The organism is Streptomyces sp. NPDC058758 (assembly GCF_042746075.1).
Lineage (GTDB): Bacteria > Actinomycetota > Actinomycetes > Streptomycetales > Streptomycetaceae > Streptomyces.
In genome coordinates this window covers 146531-164171 of the sequence record NZ_JBHYPS010000008.1, presented here as the reverse complement: position 1 = coordinate 164171, position 17641 = coordinate 146531, and the positions used below count along the sequence as shown (strand labels likewise).

Annotated in this window: 12 protein-coding genes; 4 read left to right on the top strand and 8 right to left on the bottom strand. The window is 71.6% G+C overall.

Translation table 11 applies throughout. The annotated features are described in order from the left end of the window. Positions 1 to 15: 15 nt before the first annotated feature. Complete coding sequence (locus ACFW6A_RS13325; protein WP_351848062.1) at positions 16 to 1392, bottom strand: cation:proton antiporter; 1377 nt, start codon at positions 1390 to 1392, stop codon at positions 16 to 18. A gap of 125 nt (positions 1393 to 1517) precedes the next feature. On the opposite strand from ACFW6A_RS13325, the gene ACFW6A_RS13320 reads away from it, so the two are divergent. From ACFW6A_RS13320 to ACFW6A_RS13305, 4 genes are all read left to right on the top strand, one after another. Then, complete coding sequence (locus ACFW6A_RS13320; RefSeq protein WP_351848059.1) at positions 1518 to 2711, top strand: hypothetical protein; 1194 nt, start codon at positions 1518 to 1520, stop codon at positions 2709 to 2711. Then, positions 2708 to 3823 carry a caspase family protein gene (locus tag ACFW6A_RS13315; RefSeq protein WP_351848057.1) on the top strand — a complete coding sequence of 372 codons (1116 nt, stop codon included), beginning with the start codon at positions 2708 to 2710 and terminating at the stop codon, positions 3821 to 3823. The genes ACFW6A_RS13320 and ACFW6A_RS13315 overlap by 4 nt, the downstream gene beginning before the upstream one ends. A gap of 83 nt (positions 3824 to 3906) precedes the next feature. Next, a complete protein-coding gene (locus tag ACFW6A_RS13310) occupies positions 3907 to 4086 on the top strand; it encodes a hypothetical protein (protein ID WP_351848054.1) in 180 nt (59 codons plus the stop codon). Positions 4087 to 4157: 71 nt separating this feature from the next. Then, positions 4158 to 5960 (top strand): HEXXH motif domain-containing protein, encoded by a 1803-nt coding sequence (locus ACFW6A_RS13305; RefSeq protein ID WP_351848051.1) that lies wholly within the window; start codon positions 4158 to 4160, stop codon positions 5958 to 5960. A 68-nt stretch (positions 5961 to 6028) separates the two neighbouring features. Here the strand turns inward: ACFW6A_RS13305 and ACFW6A_RS13300 are convergent, their stop codons facing one another. The 7 genes from ACFW6A_RS13300 to ACFW6A_RS13270 all read right to left on the bottom strand — a co-directional run bounded on the left by ACFW6A_RS13300 (position 6029) and on the right by ACFW6A_RS13270 (position 17588). Further along, complete coding sequence (locus tag ACFW6A_RS13300) at positions 6029 to 6784, bottom strand: hypothetical protein (protein WP_351848048.1); 756 nt, start codon at positions 6782 to 6784, stop codon at positions 6029 to 6031. Continuing rightward, positions 6781 to 7335: an RNA polymerase sigma factor gene (locus ACFW6A_RS13295; RefSeq protein ID WP_351848046.1), complete on the bottom strand. Its 555-nt coding sequence runs from the start codon at positions 7333 to 7335 to the stop codon at positions 6781 to 6783. The genes ACFW6A_RS13300 and ACFW6A_RS13295 overlap by 4 nt, the downstream gene beginning before the upstream one ends. Before the next feature lie 78 nt (positions 7336 to 7413). After that, entirely contained in the window at positions 7414 to 7866 is a 453-nt protein-coding gene (locus ACFW6A_RS13290) for a hypothetical protein (protein ID WP_351848044.1), read from the bottom strand. A gap of 433 nt (positions 7867 to 8299) precedes the next feature. Next, positions 8300 to 8764 (bottom strand): signal peptidase I, encoded by a 465-nt coding sequence (gene lepB / locus ACFW6A_RS13285; protein WP_386640661.1) that lies wholly within the window; start codon positions 8762 to 8764, stop codon positions 8300 to 8302. 7 nt (positions 8765 to 8771) lie between these two features. Continuing rightward, positions 8772 to 9287, bottom strand: coding sequence for an SMI1/KNR4 family protein (locus ACFW6A_RS13280; RefSeq protein ID WP_386640488.1), 516 nt, complete (start codon positions 9285 to 9287; stop codon positions 8772 to 8774). Positions 9288 to 9453: 166 nt separating this feature from the next. Then, positions 9454 to 9978 carry a hypothetical protein gene (locus ACFW6A_RS13275; RefSeq protein WP_386640485.1) on the bottom strand — a complete coding sequence of 175 codons (525 nt, stop codon included), beginning with the start codon at positions 9976 to 9978 and terminating at the stop codon, positions 9454 to 9456. Further along, positions 9975 to 17588, bottom strand: coding sequence for a DNRLRE domain-containing protein (locus tag ACFW6A_RS13270; RefSeq protein WP_386640658.1), 7614 nt, complete (start codon positions 17586 to 17588; stop codon positions 9975 to 9977). Before ACFW6A_RS13270 ends, ACFW6A_RS13275 begins: the two co-directional genes overlap by 4 nt. Between the last annotated feature and the right edge of the window lie 53 nt (positions 17589 to 17641).

Genomic DNA, 17641 nt, shown 5'->3' with positions numbered 1-17641 from the left:
TCGTGTCGGGGGGGCTCACGCCCGGGGCGCGGGTTCGCCTCCGGGCGACGGCAGCGGCCCCTGGTCCGGTACGTGCTCCGGCGCCGGGTCCTGGACGGCCTCCGGGCCGGACCAGATCTCCGGGGTGCTCCCGCCGGCGCGGTGGCCCTCGCGCGGGGCGGGCAGCGCGTCGGACGGGTGGCGCAGGAGCCGGATCAGCGGCCCGGCGGCGGCCGTGGTGACCAGCGCCATGACGACCAGCAGGGCGTACAGCCGGGGGCCGATCACCCCGGCCTGGAGTCCGACGTTGAGCACGATCAGCTCGGTGAGGCCCCGGGTGTTGAGCAGGACGCCGATCAGCAGGGACTCGCGCCAGGGCAGCCGCCCCGCCCGGGCCGCGAGGGCGCCGGAGGCCACCTTGCCGACCACGGCGGCGGCGATTATCACCGCCAGGAGCAGCAGGTCGGAGCGGTGCAGCCCGTCCAGCACGACGGCCATGCCGGAGACGGCGAAGAACACCGGCAGCAGCAGGCCGCCGGTGTCCTGGAGCGGGCGGAGCAGCCGCCCGTCCGGGGAGCCGTCGGGCCTGCGGGGCATGATCACGCCCGCCAGCAGCGCGCCGAAGATGACGTGCAGGCCGAGGGCGTTGGTGGCCCAGGCGGAGGCGAGGGCGACGGTGACGGCGACCGGGACCTGGCGGGAGACGGGGGTGCCGGGCCGGCCGATCCAGCGCGCCGTCAGGGGGCGCACCGCGAAGAGCATGACCAGGACGTAGAGGACGAGCAGGGCGGCCTTGACGCCCCACTCCCGGGCCGAGCCGTGGGCGCCGCCGACGAGGACGACGGCGAGGACGGGCCAGCTCAGCGCGTCGATGACGCCCGCGGAGGCCATCGCGACGGTGCCCGGCCTGGTCCCGGCGAGGCCCTGGTCCTTGATGATGCTGGCCAGCACCGGGACGGCCGTGATCGACAGGGCGATCGCCATGTAGAGGACGAAGGTGGGGTCGGGGGGCCGGTCCCCGTTGGCGGCGGCGAAGGGGCCCGGCAGGAGCAGCACGATCCCGGCGCCCAGCAGCATGGGGACGACGAAGCCGCTCACGGAGACGGAGGTCACGGAGCGTTGCCCCCGGAGCAGTCCGAGGTCGAGTTCGTAACCGACGGCGAAGAGGAAGAAGACGAGCGCCACTTGGGCGAGGGCGTTCAGGATCGGCTGGATCCCGGACGGGAAGAGCGTCTCGTACACGCCGCCGGGGACGAGTCCGAGGAGGCTCGGCCCCAGCGCGATTCCGGCGAACAGCTGTCCCACCACCGGTGGTTGGCCGAGTCTCCGGGCCAGCGCGCCGAGGGCGTGGGAGGCGGCGACGACGACCGCGAGGGCCGCGACGACGTGCGTGACGACGGAATCCGAACTCACCGGCGATCCCCTTCCGGCCCGCCTCACCGCTGGGGCACGGCCCCTACGGAGTGTAGCGGCCCGGGAGGCAAGTGACCTATCGTGGAAGCCGTTTGGCGTATGCCGACTCGGACGGGGGGTCACGGGTGACGACGGTGGTGTTCGTGCACGGCACGGGCGTGCGGGAGCCGGGCTACAGCGGCTCGCTGGAGCGGGTCCGGGAGGGACTGGCGGCCGTCCGTCCGGACGTCGCGGTGGCCCCCTGCTACTGGGGCGGGAGCGCCGGGTCGGCGCTGCGCGCGGGCGGCCTGTCCGTCCCGGGGTACGGTACCGGGCGCGCCGCGCCGGGCGCGGAGGACCCGGACGCCGGGGACGTCGAGTTCTGGGGCCTGCTCTACGTGGATCCGCTGCTCGAACTGCGGCTCGTCGCACCGGAGTCCGGGGCACGGGCAGAGCTGGCGCCGGGCGCCGTCCCGGCGGGCGAGGCGCTCGCCGCCGCGGCCCTGGCGCTCGCCGGCGACGACTCCCTGCGCGGGCCGCTGGAGGCGGCGGGGATCGGCGGGGAGTTCGCCGCCGCCGTGGCCGCCGTGCTGACCTCGCCGGACGGCCGGGCCTTCCTGCGCTCCCCCGCCGCCTCCGCCGAACCGGACGCGCTCGCCCGGGCGTTCGTCGCCGAGGCGGTGCGCCGCACGGCCGCCCGCGAGGCCGCGGCCCCGGCCTTCGACGGCACCGCCCGGGACGCGGCGGTCGACCGGATCACCGCCCTGCTCCCCGGGGGCGCCGCCGGGACCCACCGGGGGCCGGTGACCCGGCGGGTCGGGAGGCTGGCCGGGCGGCTGGTCCTCGGACTGGCCTCGGCGCAGGCGGTGAAGCGGCGGTCGGCGCTGACCGACGCGGCCCACCCGGCGGCCGGTGACGTGCTGCTCTACCTGGCCAGGGGCGAGGCGGTCCGGGAGGCCGTCGCGGCGGCGGTCCGGGCCGCGGAGCCGCCGGTGGTGGTGCTGGCGCACAGCCTCGGCGGCATCGCCTCGCTCGACCTGCTGGTGCTGCGGGAGCTGCCGGAGGTGGCGCTGCTGGTCACCGTCGGCTCGCAGGCGCCGTTCCTGTACGAGCTGGGGGCGCTGCCGAGCCTGGAGCACGGCGCGCCGCTGCCCCCGCACGTACCGCCCTGGATCAACGTGTACGACCGGCGGGACCTGTTGAGCTACGTCGGCGCAGGGCTGTTCCCCGGCCGGGTCCGGGACGTCGAGGTCGACGGCCGCCAGCCCTTCCCGCCGGCGCACAGCGCCTACTGGGCCAACCCGGAGCTGTACCGGCTGCTCGCGGCGGAGCTGCCGTGACGGCGGCGCGCCCCGAGCGGACGCACGCCCTGGTCGTCGGGGTGGAGCGGTACGCGGCGGGCCCGGCGTGGGACCTGCCGGGCCCGGCGGCGGACGCCCGCCGGTTCACCGCGTGGCTGCGGCGGCGCGGGGTGCCGGCGGAGCACGTCTCGCTGCTGCTCGCCCCGCTGCCCGGGGCGGGCGGGCCCGCGTCCGGCGTCGCCGAGGGACCGGCCGGGCGGGAGGCGGTGCAGGAGGTGCTGACGCGCCGGCTGCCGGCCCTGGAGGGCGACCTCCTGTGGGTGTTCTGGGGAGGCCACGGCGTCACCGACCCGCAGGGGCACCGCCGGCTCTTCTACGCCGACGCCACCGGCGACGACCGGCGCAACCTCGACCTGGACGCCTGGCTGACCGCCTTCACCACCGACCTGCTGCCCGGCTTCCCCCGCCAGGTCTGGCTGGTGGACTCCTGCCAGACCTTCGTGGAGGACCTGGGCTTCGCCCGCGCCCTGCCCGCCGAACTCCCGCCGGGCGGCGAGCGCCTGCCGGGCCGCGAGCAGTCCGTGCTGCTCGCCGCCGGTCCCGGGCAGCGGGCCGCCAACGACCCCGTGCGGCAGACCGGGGCGTTCTCCGACGCGGTACTGTCCGCCCTGGACGCGGCCGGCGACGGGACGTGGCCGCCCGATCCGGGGACGCTCGCGCAGACGGTGGCCGCGCGGTTCGCCGACGGGGCGGGACCCGGCGCGGGCCAGCGCCCCACCTCGCTCTGGTACCGCTCGGGGGCGGGCGACGAGCGGCTGCTCACGCTGCCCGCCCAGCGGAGCGCGGAGCGGAGGGTGCCGGACGAGGCGCTTCCCGAACTCATCGGCCTGCTGAGCGGGTCACCGGGCATGGCCGACCAGCAGCAGCGGCAGCTCGTCGTGTCCATGCTTCCGGTGGAACTGGCCGGTTCCATCCCCCGGTTCGGGGCGCCCCGGCCCGACATCGTCAGCATCGTCCGGGCCTGCCGGCGGTACCCCGGCGGCCTGGCCGCCCTCGTGGAGGCGGTCTCGCTGGTCGAGGCCGGCTCGCCGGAGGAGCGGGCCGTGGCGCGGTGGGCGGGACGCTGGCTCTGGCCGGATTCCAGGGGTTGACCGCCCTGATCACGCCCTTCCGGAACCCCGGGGGCTGGGCCATCATGAAGGGATACGGGGTTCGGCGTGGTGAGGGGGAACCGATGCGCACGTCCACGGAGCACGTGGGATCCGAACTGGTCGATCTGAGCGAGGTCCCGCTGTCGGTCCTCCGCACCCAGAGTCCGCTCCTGCACGCCTCCTCGCTGGACCGGCTGCTGCGCCAGATCGAGCGGCCCCGGGTCCACTTCGGCGAGCAGGAGGGGCCCGCCGGCGGGAACTGACGACGGGGCACCGCCCGCCGGACCGGCGGGGTGGCCCGGCCACAGCGGCCGACGGTTCCGGGAGGAGATCGGTGCAGACCGCCGGAGGACACGAGCCCGCCCGTGCCGCGCACCACCTCGTCCCCTCGGAGCACTTCGACGCCCTGGCCTCGGGCCGGGGCGGCCCCGGGGCCGTCCGCTTCCTGCGCACCACCGAGTACAGCCGGCGGCTCCTGCTGCTGCGGTCCCTGCTCGACGACGCCGCCCGGACGCCCGGGGCGCTGGGCCCGCTGCCGTCCCCGGACAGCGCGTGGGAGACGCTGGCCGCCGCCCAGGAGCGGGCGCCGGAGGAGTTCCGGGAGCTGCTGCTCCATCCGCAGGTCGGCGTCTGGCTGGGGCACGGGCTGCGCCGGCTGCGGCACGCCGCCTGGGGCGACGGACCGCTCTGGACGGACCTCGGGCACCTGTTCGCGGTGTGCGCGGTGGCCGCGCTGCGGGCCGGCCTCCCGCTGCGCACCACCGTGCCGCTGCGGGACGGCGACGCGATGTTCCCCGCCCTGGGGCTGGTCCGGCTGCCGGGCCGTCCGCGCTGGGCCACGGCGGAGGTGGTGGTGGAGGCGGGCCGGCTGACGGTCGAGCCGCACCGCGAGCGCGCGGGGCCCCCGCCCGCGGGGCCGGAGGGCGACGCGCCGGGCTGGCTGGGGCTGCGCCGGCTGCGGGCGCGGGCGGCGGGGCACCCGGTGGGCGTGTGGCTGGACGACCTCGATCCGTACCGGGAGCTGGGCGAGCCGCTGCCGCCCGGCCGTACGGGACCGGACGCGGCGGCCCGCTGGCGGGCGGGGTTCGGGCGGGCCTTCGAGCTCCTGGAGGAGTGCGACCCCGAGACGGCGGCCGCCCTCGCGGCGGGGCTGCGGAGCCTCACGCCGGTGCCGGTGCCGCCGGGCGGCCTGGTCCGCAGCGCCTCCTCCGGTGACGCCTTCGGCGGGCTGCTCAGCTCGCTGCCGCCGGATCCGGTCACCTTCGCGGTCACCCTCGTGCACGAGTTCCAGCACGTCAAGCTGGGCGCGCTGATCCATCTGCTGACGCTGGAGCGGGACGACGGCGCGGCCCGGCACCACGCCCCCTGGCGGGACGACCCCCGCCCCCTGAACGGCCTGCTCCAGGGGGCGTACGCCTTCCTCGGCATCGCCGACTTCCGCTCCCGCCACCTCGACCGGGCGCCCGCCGCCGGGCGGGCCTTCGCCGAGTTCGAACTCGCCCTCGTCCGGCGGCAGACGCGGGAGGCCATCGCGACGCTGGCCGCCGATCCCGCGCTGACCGCGCACGGCCGCCGCTTCCTGGCGGGCATGGCCGCGCGGCTGCCGGCCCGGCCCGCCGACCCCCGGATCCGGCCGGGCGTGGCGGCACTGGCCGCGCTGGCCGCCGCCGACCACCGCACCGAGTGGCGGATACGGCACCTGGCCCCCGCGCCGGAGGACGTCCGCGCCCTGGCCCGGGCCCACGCCTCGGGCGCGCCGCCCGGTTTCCGCCCCGCCGCCGCCTCCGTCGTGCCCGACCCGGACGGGAGCTGGTCGCACACCCGCGCCCGGCTGATCCGGCGCACCCTGGCGGGCGGCGCCCCCGAGCCGCGGCCCGGTGCCCCCGCGGCCGGCCTGGCCCTGCTCTCCGGCGACCCGTCGGCGGCGGAGCGGTACGGCCGCCTGCTGGCCGAGGACCCGGAGTCCCCCGAGGCGTGGGCGGGCCTGGTCCTCTCCCTGGCCACCGCGGACCCGGCCCTCCACCCCCTCCTCCACCGCCCCGAACTGCTCCGCCCGCTCCACCGCGAACTCCGCGCCCGGGGCACCCCCGCCGACCCCGCGGCCCTCGCCCGCTGGCTCGCGGCGCACCGGCTCTGACCTCTCCCGGTCCGAGGCCCTCCGGCCCGCGAGGCGACCGCGCACGGGCTCGTCCCCGAGGCCCGCGCCTAGCGGCGGTCGGCGGGGGCCTTCCTCTCCTCGGAACGGCCCCGGCCCCGGTCCTGTCCGTCGCCCTCCGCCGCGGGGGAGGCCTTGTCGCGGGCCTTGGCCGTGCCCGTGAGCTTCTCGCAGTAGACCGGCACGGCCTCTTTCCCGCCCGCCGCCTCGACCAGGCGCCGCAGAGCGGTCGCGTCCAGGGCCTCGCCACCCGCGCGCCCGGCCTTCTGCTCGTACACACGGCACCACGCCTCGTGACTCCTCGCGGCGCCGGGCGGCACCCGCTCCGGTTCCGCCGGGCCCGGCACGGGCGTCTCCCGTACGGGTGCCGTGGACGGAGCCGGCTCCGGGGGCGACGGGGACGCGGACGCGGAAGCGTCCTCGGGCGGCGTCGGCACGAGGGTGCCCGCACCCGGCTCGGGACGGCCTTCCGGCAGGTCGGCAAGGGGGTTCGGCAGCGTGTCCGTGGCGACCGCCACGCCGCCCAGCGTCATGCCGGAGACCAGCGCGACCAGCACCGCTCTCGGCCAACGCCCCGTGCGCCGGTCCGCGACCGGCCGCCAGTCGTCACGGCGGCGCGTCCGCGGCGCGCCCGGCCCGGAGTGCAGGCCCGCGTCGCGGGCGGCGCGGAACGCGGCGACCGCCTGCCGCGCGCCGTCCCCGCCCTCGTCCTCGCCCAGGGGCCGGCCCGGGCGCAGGGCGGCGCGCAGCGCCTCCGCCGCGGCGTCGTTCTCGTGGTCGTCGTCCACCGCAGGACCCCGGCTCATCCGTCACCTCCCCGTAGCTGGTTCGCCAGTCGTCTCAGTCCGCGATGCGCAGCGGACCGTACCGCACCGGGCCGCTTGCCCAGTACCCGTGCCGCGGCCGGCCCGTCGAGTCCGACCACCACCCGCAGCAGCACGGCCTCCGCCTGCTCCCGGGGCAGGCCGGCGACCAGCCCTAACACCCGTCCGGTGGACAGCGTCTCCATGGCCTCGCCCGCCGTGTCCTGCCGCGCGGGCAGGTCCAGCACGTCCTGGTCGAAGAGGTCGCCGCGCGGGCGGGAACGCACGCGCCGGAGGTGGTCGAGCGCCCGGTGGCGGGCGATGGTCGCGGTCCAGCCGCGGAAGCCCGCGCCGTCACCGCGGAACCGTCCGAGGTCCCGTGCTATCTCCAGCCAGGCGTCGGAGGCGACGTCCTCGGCGTCCTGCCCGACCATGCCCCTCAGGTATCCCAGCAGCCCCGGGTGCACGATCCGGTAGGCCTCCGCGAAGGCGGCCTCGTCACCGGCCCGGGCCCGCTCGACAGCACGCGCCAGCACAACATCGTGAGCCTTCATCGGTGCCAGTCGTTACTTCCTGCGTGACGTCGTCGGGGAGTTCGGCGGCCGACCGCGCCGCCTGCCCTTCCCGGCCCGCTACCTTACGCGTCCGCCGGCGCACCCCGTGAGCGGGGACGTCCGGGCCCGCCCCGGGAAGAGGAAGGAGAGTTCGTGCACGGACTCTCCGGCGCCCAGCTCGAAGCGGTTCACGACCTTGCCCAACGGGTTCCACGCCCGTCCGTCCGTGCTGCGCACGCCCACCGGCTGCTGGAAGAGCTCGTAGGTCTCCTCGTCGAAGTCGACCCAGCGCGCGCCGCACCGGCGCACGAACACCTCGCCGGCGTAGGCGCCGAGGCCCTGGAGGGCCTGCCTGACGGCGGAGGGGTCGTCGGTCGTCCGCCGCAGCCCGTCCACCACCCGGTCCACGATCCGCAGGCTGGCCGTCGAGTAGTCCAGCGGCAAGCGCGCCCTCGCCCTCGTGTGGGAGACGAAATCGGCGGCGTACCCACTCATCTCGGAGGCTCGCAGCGTCCGGCTGTCGCGGTCCATCGTTCCCCTGCTCCCTCGTACACGAACCGGCCGGTACCCGGTTCTCCGTCGCCCTCGGAGGGCACTGGTCCTTCGTGGTCCTCGCGGAATCCAGCGGAACGGGCGCAGGGATCATCACGGCTTCGTGCTGTGATCACCGCCACATCCACAGGGAGCGGGCCGCCGTCCCGCACGGGGCGCGGGCCCACAGGCGGTACCGAGCGCGGCCGGTGGTCGACAACCGACACAGGGGGCTGGCCCATCCGCCGCCCGTCCCGGCCGGCGATCTCGTGGCGGGACCGCCGGGGCTGCCGGGAAGGCCGGGCAACGCCGTCGCGGGATCCTCGCGCCCGGCCCCTCTCCCGCCCCGAAAGCCGAAAGGGTCCGCCGACTCCGTCGGCGGACCCTCCCACAGGATCCAGAGCAAGCCACGGACCGTGTCGCCACCACCGCGTCAGGGGCGCTGCCCGGTCATGTACCCCCGGACCCCCGATCCGATCCCGACCAGTGCGAGCAGGGCCCCGAAGGCCACCATCGGCCACAGCGCCGACGGCACGGCCCCTTCGGCTCGGACACGGCCGCGCACGCCGGAAGCCGCGACGCTGCCCGACTGCTCGTCGAGGAAGGAGCGCGAGTCGTTCGCGACGGGCCGGTTGTCGCCCAGCAGGAACAGGCGTCCCTCCGGCACGGTCACGTCGTACGCCGGACCCGCCGAACCGAGCGGGTCACGCATCACGTACGGCTCGTCGATCGGCTCGCCGTTCACCGCGACCCGCACGCCGTCGCGGGACTCCACGTGGTCCCCGCCCAGGCCGATCACCCGCTGCAGGACCGGCGCGTTCCCGTACCGCCCGGGCACACCGACGAGGACGACATCGCCCCGGCGTATCTCCCCTTCACCGACCCGCGTGACGGTCAGCCGCTCGTCAGCTGCCGTCGGCCCCGGGGCCAGGCCGGAACGTCGGGTCGAGCCCGTGCCGGGCGATGCCGAACGGCTGGAAATCCTCGTCCGCCAGGACCCTGTGGAGGAATTCCGACGTCGACATGTCGTACTCGCACCACTCGCCGGCTTCGCCCCGGGCGAGGACAGGACATGTGCCGGGCTGTTGCGCGTCGACAAGCCAGCAGTATGCAGTGCCCCATTCCGACGAGGCCCATTTGATGTACCCCTTTCCGCCCGGCGTGTACTCCTGGTACGGGCCGCTTTCGGAAGGAAGGGGAGACAGGGGCATCTGCCACGGCAGGAGGAAATTGAAATGAACCCCCTCCGCCCTGCCGTAGAAAGCGATGGAGTCGCAGAAGGTTCCCCCGCCGAAGCCTTCACACAGTCGCTTGAAGTCCGGCGGCAGAGGAACGCGAAGCTCCTCCTCTACCGCCGCCCAGTCGACGGAGTGCGCCGACGGCTCCCAGCCGGTGAATTCGAGTAGACGTTGCACCCACATGCAAGGGCCTTTCACAGAAGGGCGAGGTGCAGGCGGACATCAGGAACGATGTCCGCCTGCACCTCCGGTGATCCGGCTCACCGGCCTACGGTTTGATCCCCGTCCATACGGTAAAGGACTGAGGGGGCCCGCGGTCCGGCGAGCCCCCTCAGTATTTCGATTTTCCTCAGCCTACGGATACCGCAGGATCGGGACCGGGAAAGTTCGGGGGGAGCCCGTAGGGCGGGACCGTCCCGGAGCAAAGTCCGGAAAGGTAGCTTGTGAGGCTGCCCTCGTGGTGGAACCAGTCGTCATTCCGGCCGGCCACGACGACAGTCCACTGGTTCGGCTGCCCTTCTGTGCGCCAATGGAACTCGTCGCCATCGATCGAGCTGCCCCATCGCAGCAGCCCTCCTGGAGCCGGGAAGACGGGATACCCGCCGGTCATCCCTTTCTGCGACATTTCCTCGGCGCCGGCCAGATCCATTCTCGCGGACTCGACGAAGCCCTCTTCGTACCCTGGGGCTGGAGCCGTCACCGTGAGGAATCGCCCGATCTTCAGCCTGGGGTACGACTGCGCCAGACCGACGTAATCGTCCGGCAGCTGCGTCCCCAGGCCGCCGAAGATCACTTCCCAGTCGATTCGTCGTGGAGTCTGGAGTCGCTGCGCCACCAGCCCCGGCAGCGCGGACTCCAGGGATTCGATGCTCAACAGCCTCCCCCGTTCTGGTTCTTGTTCTCGATCCGCACGCTGAAAAGTTTACGGGTCGGCGTGGACGCGGTCATGGTGATCGCAGTCGGTATCCGGGGTGCGGCCGGATCGCCGTATTCCAGAACCGCGCCGTAGGTCACAGGCTCTGCGGCGAGAGCCGTCGCCATCCTGTTCTCGCAGGTCTTCATGCCGCTCACATTGAAGCGCCGATAACCCGTGAACATGTTTTCAGCGATGTTCGCCCCGTGGAACCGGTCCCCGATGATGTGAGACCGATTGTAGAGAGGGTCACCGTTCGCGTCGTTCACGCCGACAGGGAAGCCCTCCGGTGTGAACGTGTCCTCAGTGCTGCGCGAGTTCGGCGGCTTGAGGTCGCTGGGGCAGATGAGGGCGGTGGCTCCGGTCGCGTTCCCGTTCACGAGCGGGAAGTACATGTACCTCTCCTCTCGAGACTGGGTCTCGCACCTGTAACGATCCACCATGTTCCGAGCATTGTGGGTACTGCATCCCGCCGAACATACCAGGGCCTTCAGCGGGTCCTCGCCCTGCGCGATGTCCGTCACCGCGCCGATCGCGGCACCCAGTAGGTTTCGCTTGGCGGCGGTCTTCGCCGTGTCCCAGATGCTCCGAGCGCTTTGGCTCTCGACCGCCTCGACGGCCGTCGCTTGGACCCGGTCGAGAACGTCGGTGAACCAGGAGTCGTGCCCGTCGATCTCGATGCGGTTGATGGGATTTCCGCCGGTGAAGGCGTACCGGTTGCCGGTGAACGGGTCGACTCCCAGCCCCATGTCCTCGAGGGCGCCGTTGTACATGTCCCGGGTGGTGAAGCGGTTGAGCCCGGGGTCGTAGTCGCGGAATCCCATGTCGTAGGTGCCGGCGCCGGCGTCCCAGCGCTTGGAGTTGTAGCGGTAGGGGTTGTACGCCTCCTTGGTCGGGTCGGCGGCGTCGGGCTTGTCGATGCCGGTGAACTCGTCCGTGTCGTCGGATCCGTAGGCGGTGTAGCCGTAGGTGGACTTGGAGTCGCCGTTCTTGTCGGTCAGGGTTTCGACGTCGGTGTGCGAGTTGTAGCCGTAGTAGCCGTCTTCGCTGGTGCCGTCGGTGTTGTGCTTGACCTGGGAGAGCCGTTCGCCCCAGGGGCTGTACTGGTAGGACTTCGTGAGTTCGCCGGCGACTTCCTCGCCGAGGACCTCCCCGGACAGGCCGAGGTAGTCGAAGTCGGTCGTCTTGCCGTCCGCCGTCTTCGACGCGGTGCGGTCCAGCGGGTCGAAGGTGTACTTCGTCGACTTCAACGCGCCGGCGGCGTCCGTCTTCTGGGACTCCACCACGTGGTCGAAGCCGTCGTAGACGGATCGCTCGATGACCTGGCCACCCGCCGTGACCGACTCCTGGCGGCCGAACGGGTCGTAGTTGTAGTCGGCGGTCGAGCTGCCGGTGGTGACGGTCATCAGCCGGTTGCGGTCATAGGTGAACGTCGACGACGTGCCCTTGACCGCCTGGCTGATGACGTTGGCGTTGGCGTCGTGGACGTACGTCTCGGTGCCCGCGCCGGTACCGGTCTTCACCGACTTGGCGAGCCGGTCCACGGGGTCGTAGGTGTAGTCCGTGGTCGACTCGAGGTAGGCCGAGTTGTCGTCGGCGTTCATCTTCTTCGCGACGTCCTGTGCCTTGTTGCCGTTGGCGTCGTAGGCGTAGGCGTGCGAGGAGACGAGCGTGCCGGAGCTCTTCCTCTCCGACGTCGTCTTCGCGGCGCCGTTGAGGTAGTAGGTGTAGTCGACCGTGTTCTTGTTGGCCTTGGTCTCCTGCAGCTTCTGGCCGCGGCTGGTGTACGTGTACGAGGTGACCTTCGGCGAGGCGTCCGAGGCCGTCTTGCCGACCGACACCGTCTTGACCAACTCGCGCAGGTCATAGGTGTACTTGGAGAACTGGTCGGGGTGGGTGATCGTTTCCGGTCGCCCGTTGGCGTCGTAGGTGTACGACGTGGCCTTCTTCTCCGTACCCGCGAGCGCCTCGGTCACCTTCTGGACCTGGTTGAGGCCGGTGTAGGCGATCGTGTACACGTCGATCCCGGCACCAGAGGAGGTGTCGTCGACCGAGGTCAGGTTGGAGTTGGCGTCGTAGGCGTAGGTGAAGGTCTTCTTCTCGGAGTCCGTGTCGCCGGAGATGTCGCGCACCAGCTTGACGCCGTCGGCGACGACGATGCCGGCGCTGTTCTGGTCCAGCTTCAGCCGGGCGTCGTTGCCCTGCGCGAGGCTGTAGGAGCCGAGTGCGACCCAGGTGCCGGTGGCGGCGTTCTGGTCCTTGGTGACCGCGGGGTGGGTGGTGGTGCCCTGCGACAGCGTGTACTTCGCCGTGGTGGCGGCGCCGGTCACCTTCGGGTACTTCACGTACGCGGTGTACGTACCGTCCTTGGGGATGTTCAGCGTCCACGTGTAGGCGTCGGTACCCGTTCCAGCGGCGTGGGTGTGGTGGTCGTAGCCCTGCTGCCCGGCGATGTCACCCTTCGTCCACGTGCCCGTGGCCGATGTGTGCCGGCTGTCGGAGTTGTCCACCAGCACCACCGAACTGCCCACCGGCACGCCGTCGTCCGACTTGGACTTCAGCTTGCCGTCCGGGTAGTACGCCCATGACATGGTGCGGTCCGAGGAGCCGCCGGCGGAGGTGAGTGTGCGGGCCTTCTGCTGTCCGAGCTCGGTGTAGTCGTAGGTGGTCGAGATGTCCCACGGGTCGGTGGACTTCTTCACCCAGCCGTTGTCGAAGTACTCGTAGACCGTGTCGTTGCGGACCGTCTGACCCTCCGACGGCGGCAGCGACGTCTTCGAGACGCGGCCCACGGCGTCGTACACGGTCTGCGTGTAGACGTTGGGGTTGTTGTAGCGGGCGTCGGCGGGGTCGTACGGCTGGAACTGCTTGACCGGCCGGTTCAGCGCGTCGTATTCGGTGCGCGAGGCGAAGTCCTCCACCGCGGCGGTGGCCGTACCACGCGGGGTGATCACCCTGGTGGTGTTGCCGACCTGGTCGTACTCGAACTGGGTCTTGCGGAAGGTAGCCCCCTCGTAGGGTACGCGGACCTCCTTCTGCTTCCCGCGCTCGTCGTAGTCGACGTAGCTGACGTTGCCCTCGGCGTCCTTGGTCTGGATGACCAGGGAGTCCTTGTCGTAGGTGCGCGAGGTGGAGTTGCCGGCCGCGTCCGTGACCGTGGTGACCCGGTGGTTCAGGTCGTAGGCGGTCTTGCTCGTGTAGTCGGTCGTGTCCGCGGTCGCGTTCTTCTTCGGATCGATGACCGTGGTCAGGTTGCCGACGCTGTCGTACTCGTAAGCGATCTTGTCACCGGCCGTGTTGACCGCTGACGTGAGCTGGTTGATCGCGTCGTAGTACTGCGTCGTGACGTAGTCGGCCGGGTCCGACGTGGTCAGCGTGCCCTTGGGCTCGGTCGTCGTCCTGAGGTTGCCGACCTTGTCGTAGCTGTAGACCGTCTTGCGCTCCTCCGAGGTGGTCGTGTCCTTCGGCGAAGTGGCCGAGGCCATCTGATCCGCCGCGTCGTAGACCGCTGTGGAGACCGCCCCGTTGGGCGCAGTGGAGGTGGTGACGTTGTCGTTCGCGTCGTAGACCGGTGCCGGGGACGTGATCAGCACGCCGGCCGCCTGGTCCTTGGGCACCGTGTTGACCAGCGAACGCCCGAAGACATCGTACGTCTGGGTGATCTTCTTGCCCAGTGCGTCGGTGATCTCGGTGACCTGGCCGCGCTCGTCGTAGACGAAGTCCGTCGCCTTGCCCAGCGCATCGGTGATCTTCGCCGGGTAACCCGTCGGACCGAAGCCGCTGTTGGTCGTCGGGTTGCCGTTGGCGTCGGTCGCCTTGGTCAACTGGCCGTACGCGTCGTACTCATACGCAGTGGTGTAGTCGCCCGCCGTGGTGGTGGCGACGCCCTTGGGGTCGGTGACCGTCTTGAGGTTGCCGAAGGCGTCGTAGCCGAACTGCCACTTGCGTCCCTCCGGGGAGGTCTTGGTGGCCAGGTCGGCGGAGTAGCCGTCCAGACGCGTCTGGTAGCTGTACTGCTGGGAGTTCGCCGGGTAGGTGCCCGGGGCGCAGTCCGCCTGTGGCGGAACACCTGCCCTATTGTTCTCCGCGTCCCGCATCCAGAGGGGGTAGCCCGTCTTCTGGTCGTAGCAGTACGCGGCCTTGGCCCCGTTGGCCTCCTCCACGTACGTGACGTTGTTGTCGGCGTCCCACGCCATCTTGGCGACCTGGGACTTGGCGTTGGTCGTCTGGACCGGGCGGCCGAAGTCGTCCGTCACGTAGTCCGTGGCGTGTGCCTCGGCGTCGGTGACCTTGGTGTCGGTGAACGCGGGATTCGCCGTGTTCGCCTTGTACGCGAACCCGGTGAGGAAACCGAGACGATCGGTGATCGTCTTGGTCCACCAGTGGTACTTCGGGTCGTCGCCGGCCTGCGGCGCGTAGTACGCGAACTGCGTGCTGTTGCCGCGCGGGTCGGTTGCCTTGACCAGCTTGACGTTCTTGTTGCCCTGCGTGGCGTCGTAGGTGAACCTGAAGTCCTTCGGCTGGCTGGAGCCGACGCCGTCGGTGATCTGGCCGAGCAGGCCCTTGTCCGTGTAAAAGAAGGCGATCTTGCGGCCGGAGACGTCCGTCATGGACTTCACGTGGTCGTAGATCTTGGAGTTGGTCAGGTTCGAGCCCGTGACCTTCGCGCCCGAGCCGTCGATGTACTCGTAGGACGCGTCACCCTTCTTGAAGTAGTCGACGGTGAGCGTCTGCCGGCCGGCCGGGTCCGTGACGTAGGTCAGGAACTTGGTCGGCTTGTTGTTGGACTTGCGCTCCTCGTAGGTGAACGTCTGGGTGTTGCCGTTCTTGTCCACCGTCGAGGTCAGGTAGCCGTCGCAGCCGAACAGGAACCGGGTCCCGTCCGGGCGCGTGAGCGTCCAGGCGTCGGGGACCGGGTCCTTGGTCGGCTTGCAGTCCAGGCCGGCCTTCATCGTGACCTTGTAGTGGACGCCCGCCGGGGCCTTCCACGTGCCGTCCGCCTGCTTGCGGAAGACGTGCGTGGTGCCGTCACCGTCCGGGAGACGGATCTCCGTCGGGTTCGGGTTGGGGTGGAAGTCCAGCGCCGCGCCGAGCCGGATCGGTCCCGCGGCCTGCATCGACCAGCCGTGACCGGCGACCGTGTCGGAGGTGTCCTGGCTGTTGTAGGCGAAGCGGACGAAGGTGCTCAGGCCACGGCCGGGGTTGGTGAAGGCGTTGTACTGCCAGACGCTGTTGCCGGAGGCCAGGTTGTTCATGACCGTCGAGCCGGCGCCGGTGTTCTTGCCGGTGTAGCTGTAGAACTTCTCCATGCCGAGGCTGTTGGAGGTGGGGTCCTCCACCGCCACGTTCTGCTTCAGCGACGGGATGCCGCCGGTGCCGGCGGACAGCCAGCTGCCGTCGGCGATCTTGCGGACGTCCCAGCCGAGCACGTACTCGTTGCGCTTGTTGCCGGAGTCCGAGTTGATCGGTGTGGCGACCTTCGCCTGGATCGTGGCGGACTTGCCCGGCAGCAGGGCCGGGATCGCCGTCCTGAGCTGGTTGCCGCCCGTCGTCACGTCCGTGCCGTCGGGGAGCTTCCAGGTGTAGGACAGCTCGCGCTCACCCGCGGCCCACGCCGCGGACGTGGTGTTGGTGACCGTGAACTCCACCGTGTAGGTGGTGTTCGGCGTCATCCGGGCCGGGGTCGTCGGCGCGTAGTACGTGTCCTCGGTGGTCGAGTCGACGTAGATGACCTGCATGTACGGGCGCAGCTGCGGGTCGGAGGCCTCGGCGGACAGGAACAGGGTGCGTTCCTGCGGGCCGGTGGTGGTCTCGTCCTTCAGCTTGACCAGGACGCCCTTGTTGTTGGCGGGCGTCCTGACCCAGGACTGCATCAGCCCGGTGGCGTCCCACCAGTGGCGGCCGACCTCGTCGGTGATCTGCGGGACGGTGTCGGAGACGGCGGCGGAGAAGTCGCCGCCGGCGGTGGTCCACGGGGTGGTCGAGTTCGCGTTGTTCCAGGTGGCCTGGGTCTCGGTGAAGTCCCGTGTCAGCGCGTGGAGTTCGTAGACCGCACCGTCGGTGGTGCTGGTGGTCTCCGCGCCCCACATGTACATCTTGTTCTCCAGCACCGTGGCGGTGGTGGGGATCGACGTGGTGGGGAACTTCAGGGCGGCGCGGGTCTTGCCGTACGTGCCGGAGTTGTTGCCGACGCTCAGCCAGGTCTGGGCCTTGCCGGAGACCAGGCCGTCGTGGTTGACGGTCGGCTGCTGCGAGGAGAGCGTGGTGTCGACCTGGCCCGCCTGGATGATCCTCATCGTCCGGCCGGCCTTGGGGATGCCCACGATCCGGGTCGGTGACCCGAGGAGCTGACCGTTCTTGGTCCTGACCGCGAGCTGGTAGTAGTACGACTTCCCGATCTCGCTGGAGGAGGAGTCCGGGGTCGGTACCGCCGTGGTGTCCGTGTAGGCGGTCGTGCCCGTCGGGATCGGGGCGATCAGGGTGGCGGCGGAGGGGGTGAAGACCTGCTGCGTGGAGCGGTGCAGCTGGTACTCCACGATGTCCAGGCCGCTGTCACCGCTGGTGTTGGCGTACGCGGGCCAGGACAGCTCCGGGCCGGTGGAGTGGACCACGGTCGGCGAGTTCAGCGAGGTGCCGACGGCGCCGTAGGTCACCGTGAGGCGCGGGTACGTGGAGGTCTCGTCGCCGTAGGCGTTGCCGTCGGCGGCCTCGTAGCGCGGGCCGCCCTGCGGCGCGGTGGCCGTCTCGTCCTTGGCCTTGAGCACGAAGCCGTGGTTGACGGCCGTGCCGGAGACCCACTTCTGGACGGTGTCGGCGACGGGGAAGTCGTGCCACTTGTTGTAGTCCCAGGCGGCCTTGGTGATCTCGGCCGGGTTCACAAGCCGCACCGAGTCGGCCAGCGTCCGGGTCGTGGCCGAGCCGGTGTCACCCAGGACGATCTTGCCGGCGTTGCCCTTGGCGAAGCTCAGCTCCGTCGCGTCCAGGGTCTTCCAGACGCCGCCGGTGCCGGTCTGGTTGACCGTGTAGTTCTTGGTGCCGCCGTTGTGGGTGACCGTGTACGGGGCGGCCGTGGCCGCGTCCGCCGCGGCCGGGTAGTGCACGTCCACCCGGTAGGTGTCGGTCTCCGGGACCCTCGGCTGCCAGGCGTACGACTCGCCGGTGAGCGCGTTCTTGTTGGACGCGTAGTCGTCGTTGGTCGCCGCACCGCCCGTCGTGGTGCCGCGCGGCCACTCGCCGACGGCCGCCGTACCGGCGTCGCCGTCGTCCAGCTGCACGGTGGTGCCGGACAGCTCGCCCACCAGCGCGCTGGTGTTGGACCAGGTCGCGGGCGTCGCGCCCGCCTCGCTCCACGCGCCGGTGGCCCGGTGCGCTTCGAGGGCGACCGTGTTGCCGTTGGTGGTGTGCGACTGGTCGTAGTACAGGCTCAGCCGGGCCGCGTCGACCTTCACCCCGGCCGGGATCTCGTTCAGCGGGAACTTGATCAGGGAGCGGGCGACGCCGGTGTCGGTCTTGCCGACCGACAGCTTCCAGGTGTTGTTGAAGTTCACGCCGGGCTGGTCCGAGAGGACCATGGTGTCCTCGGAGACCGAGGCGATCGGCGTGATCGTGATCGTCGGGTCGATGA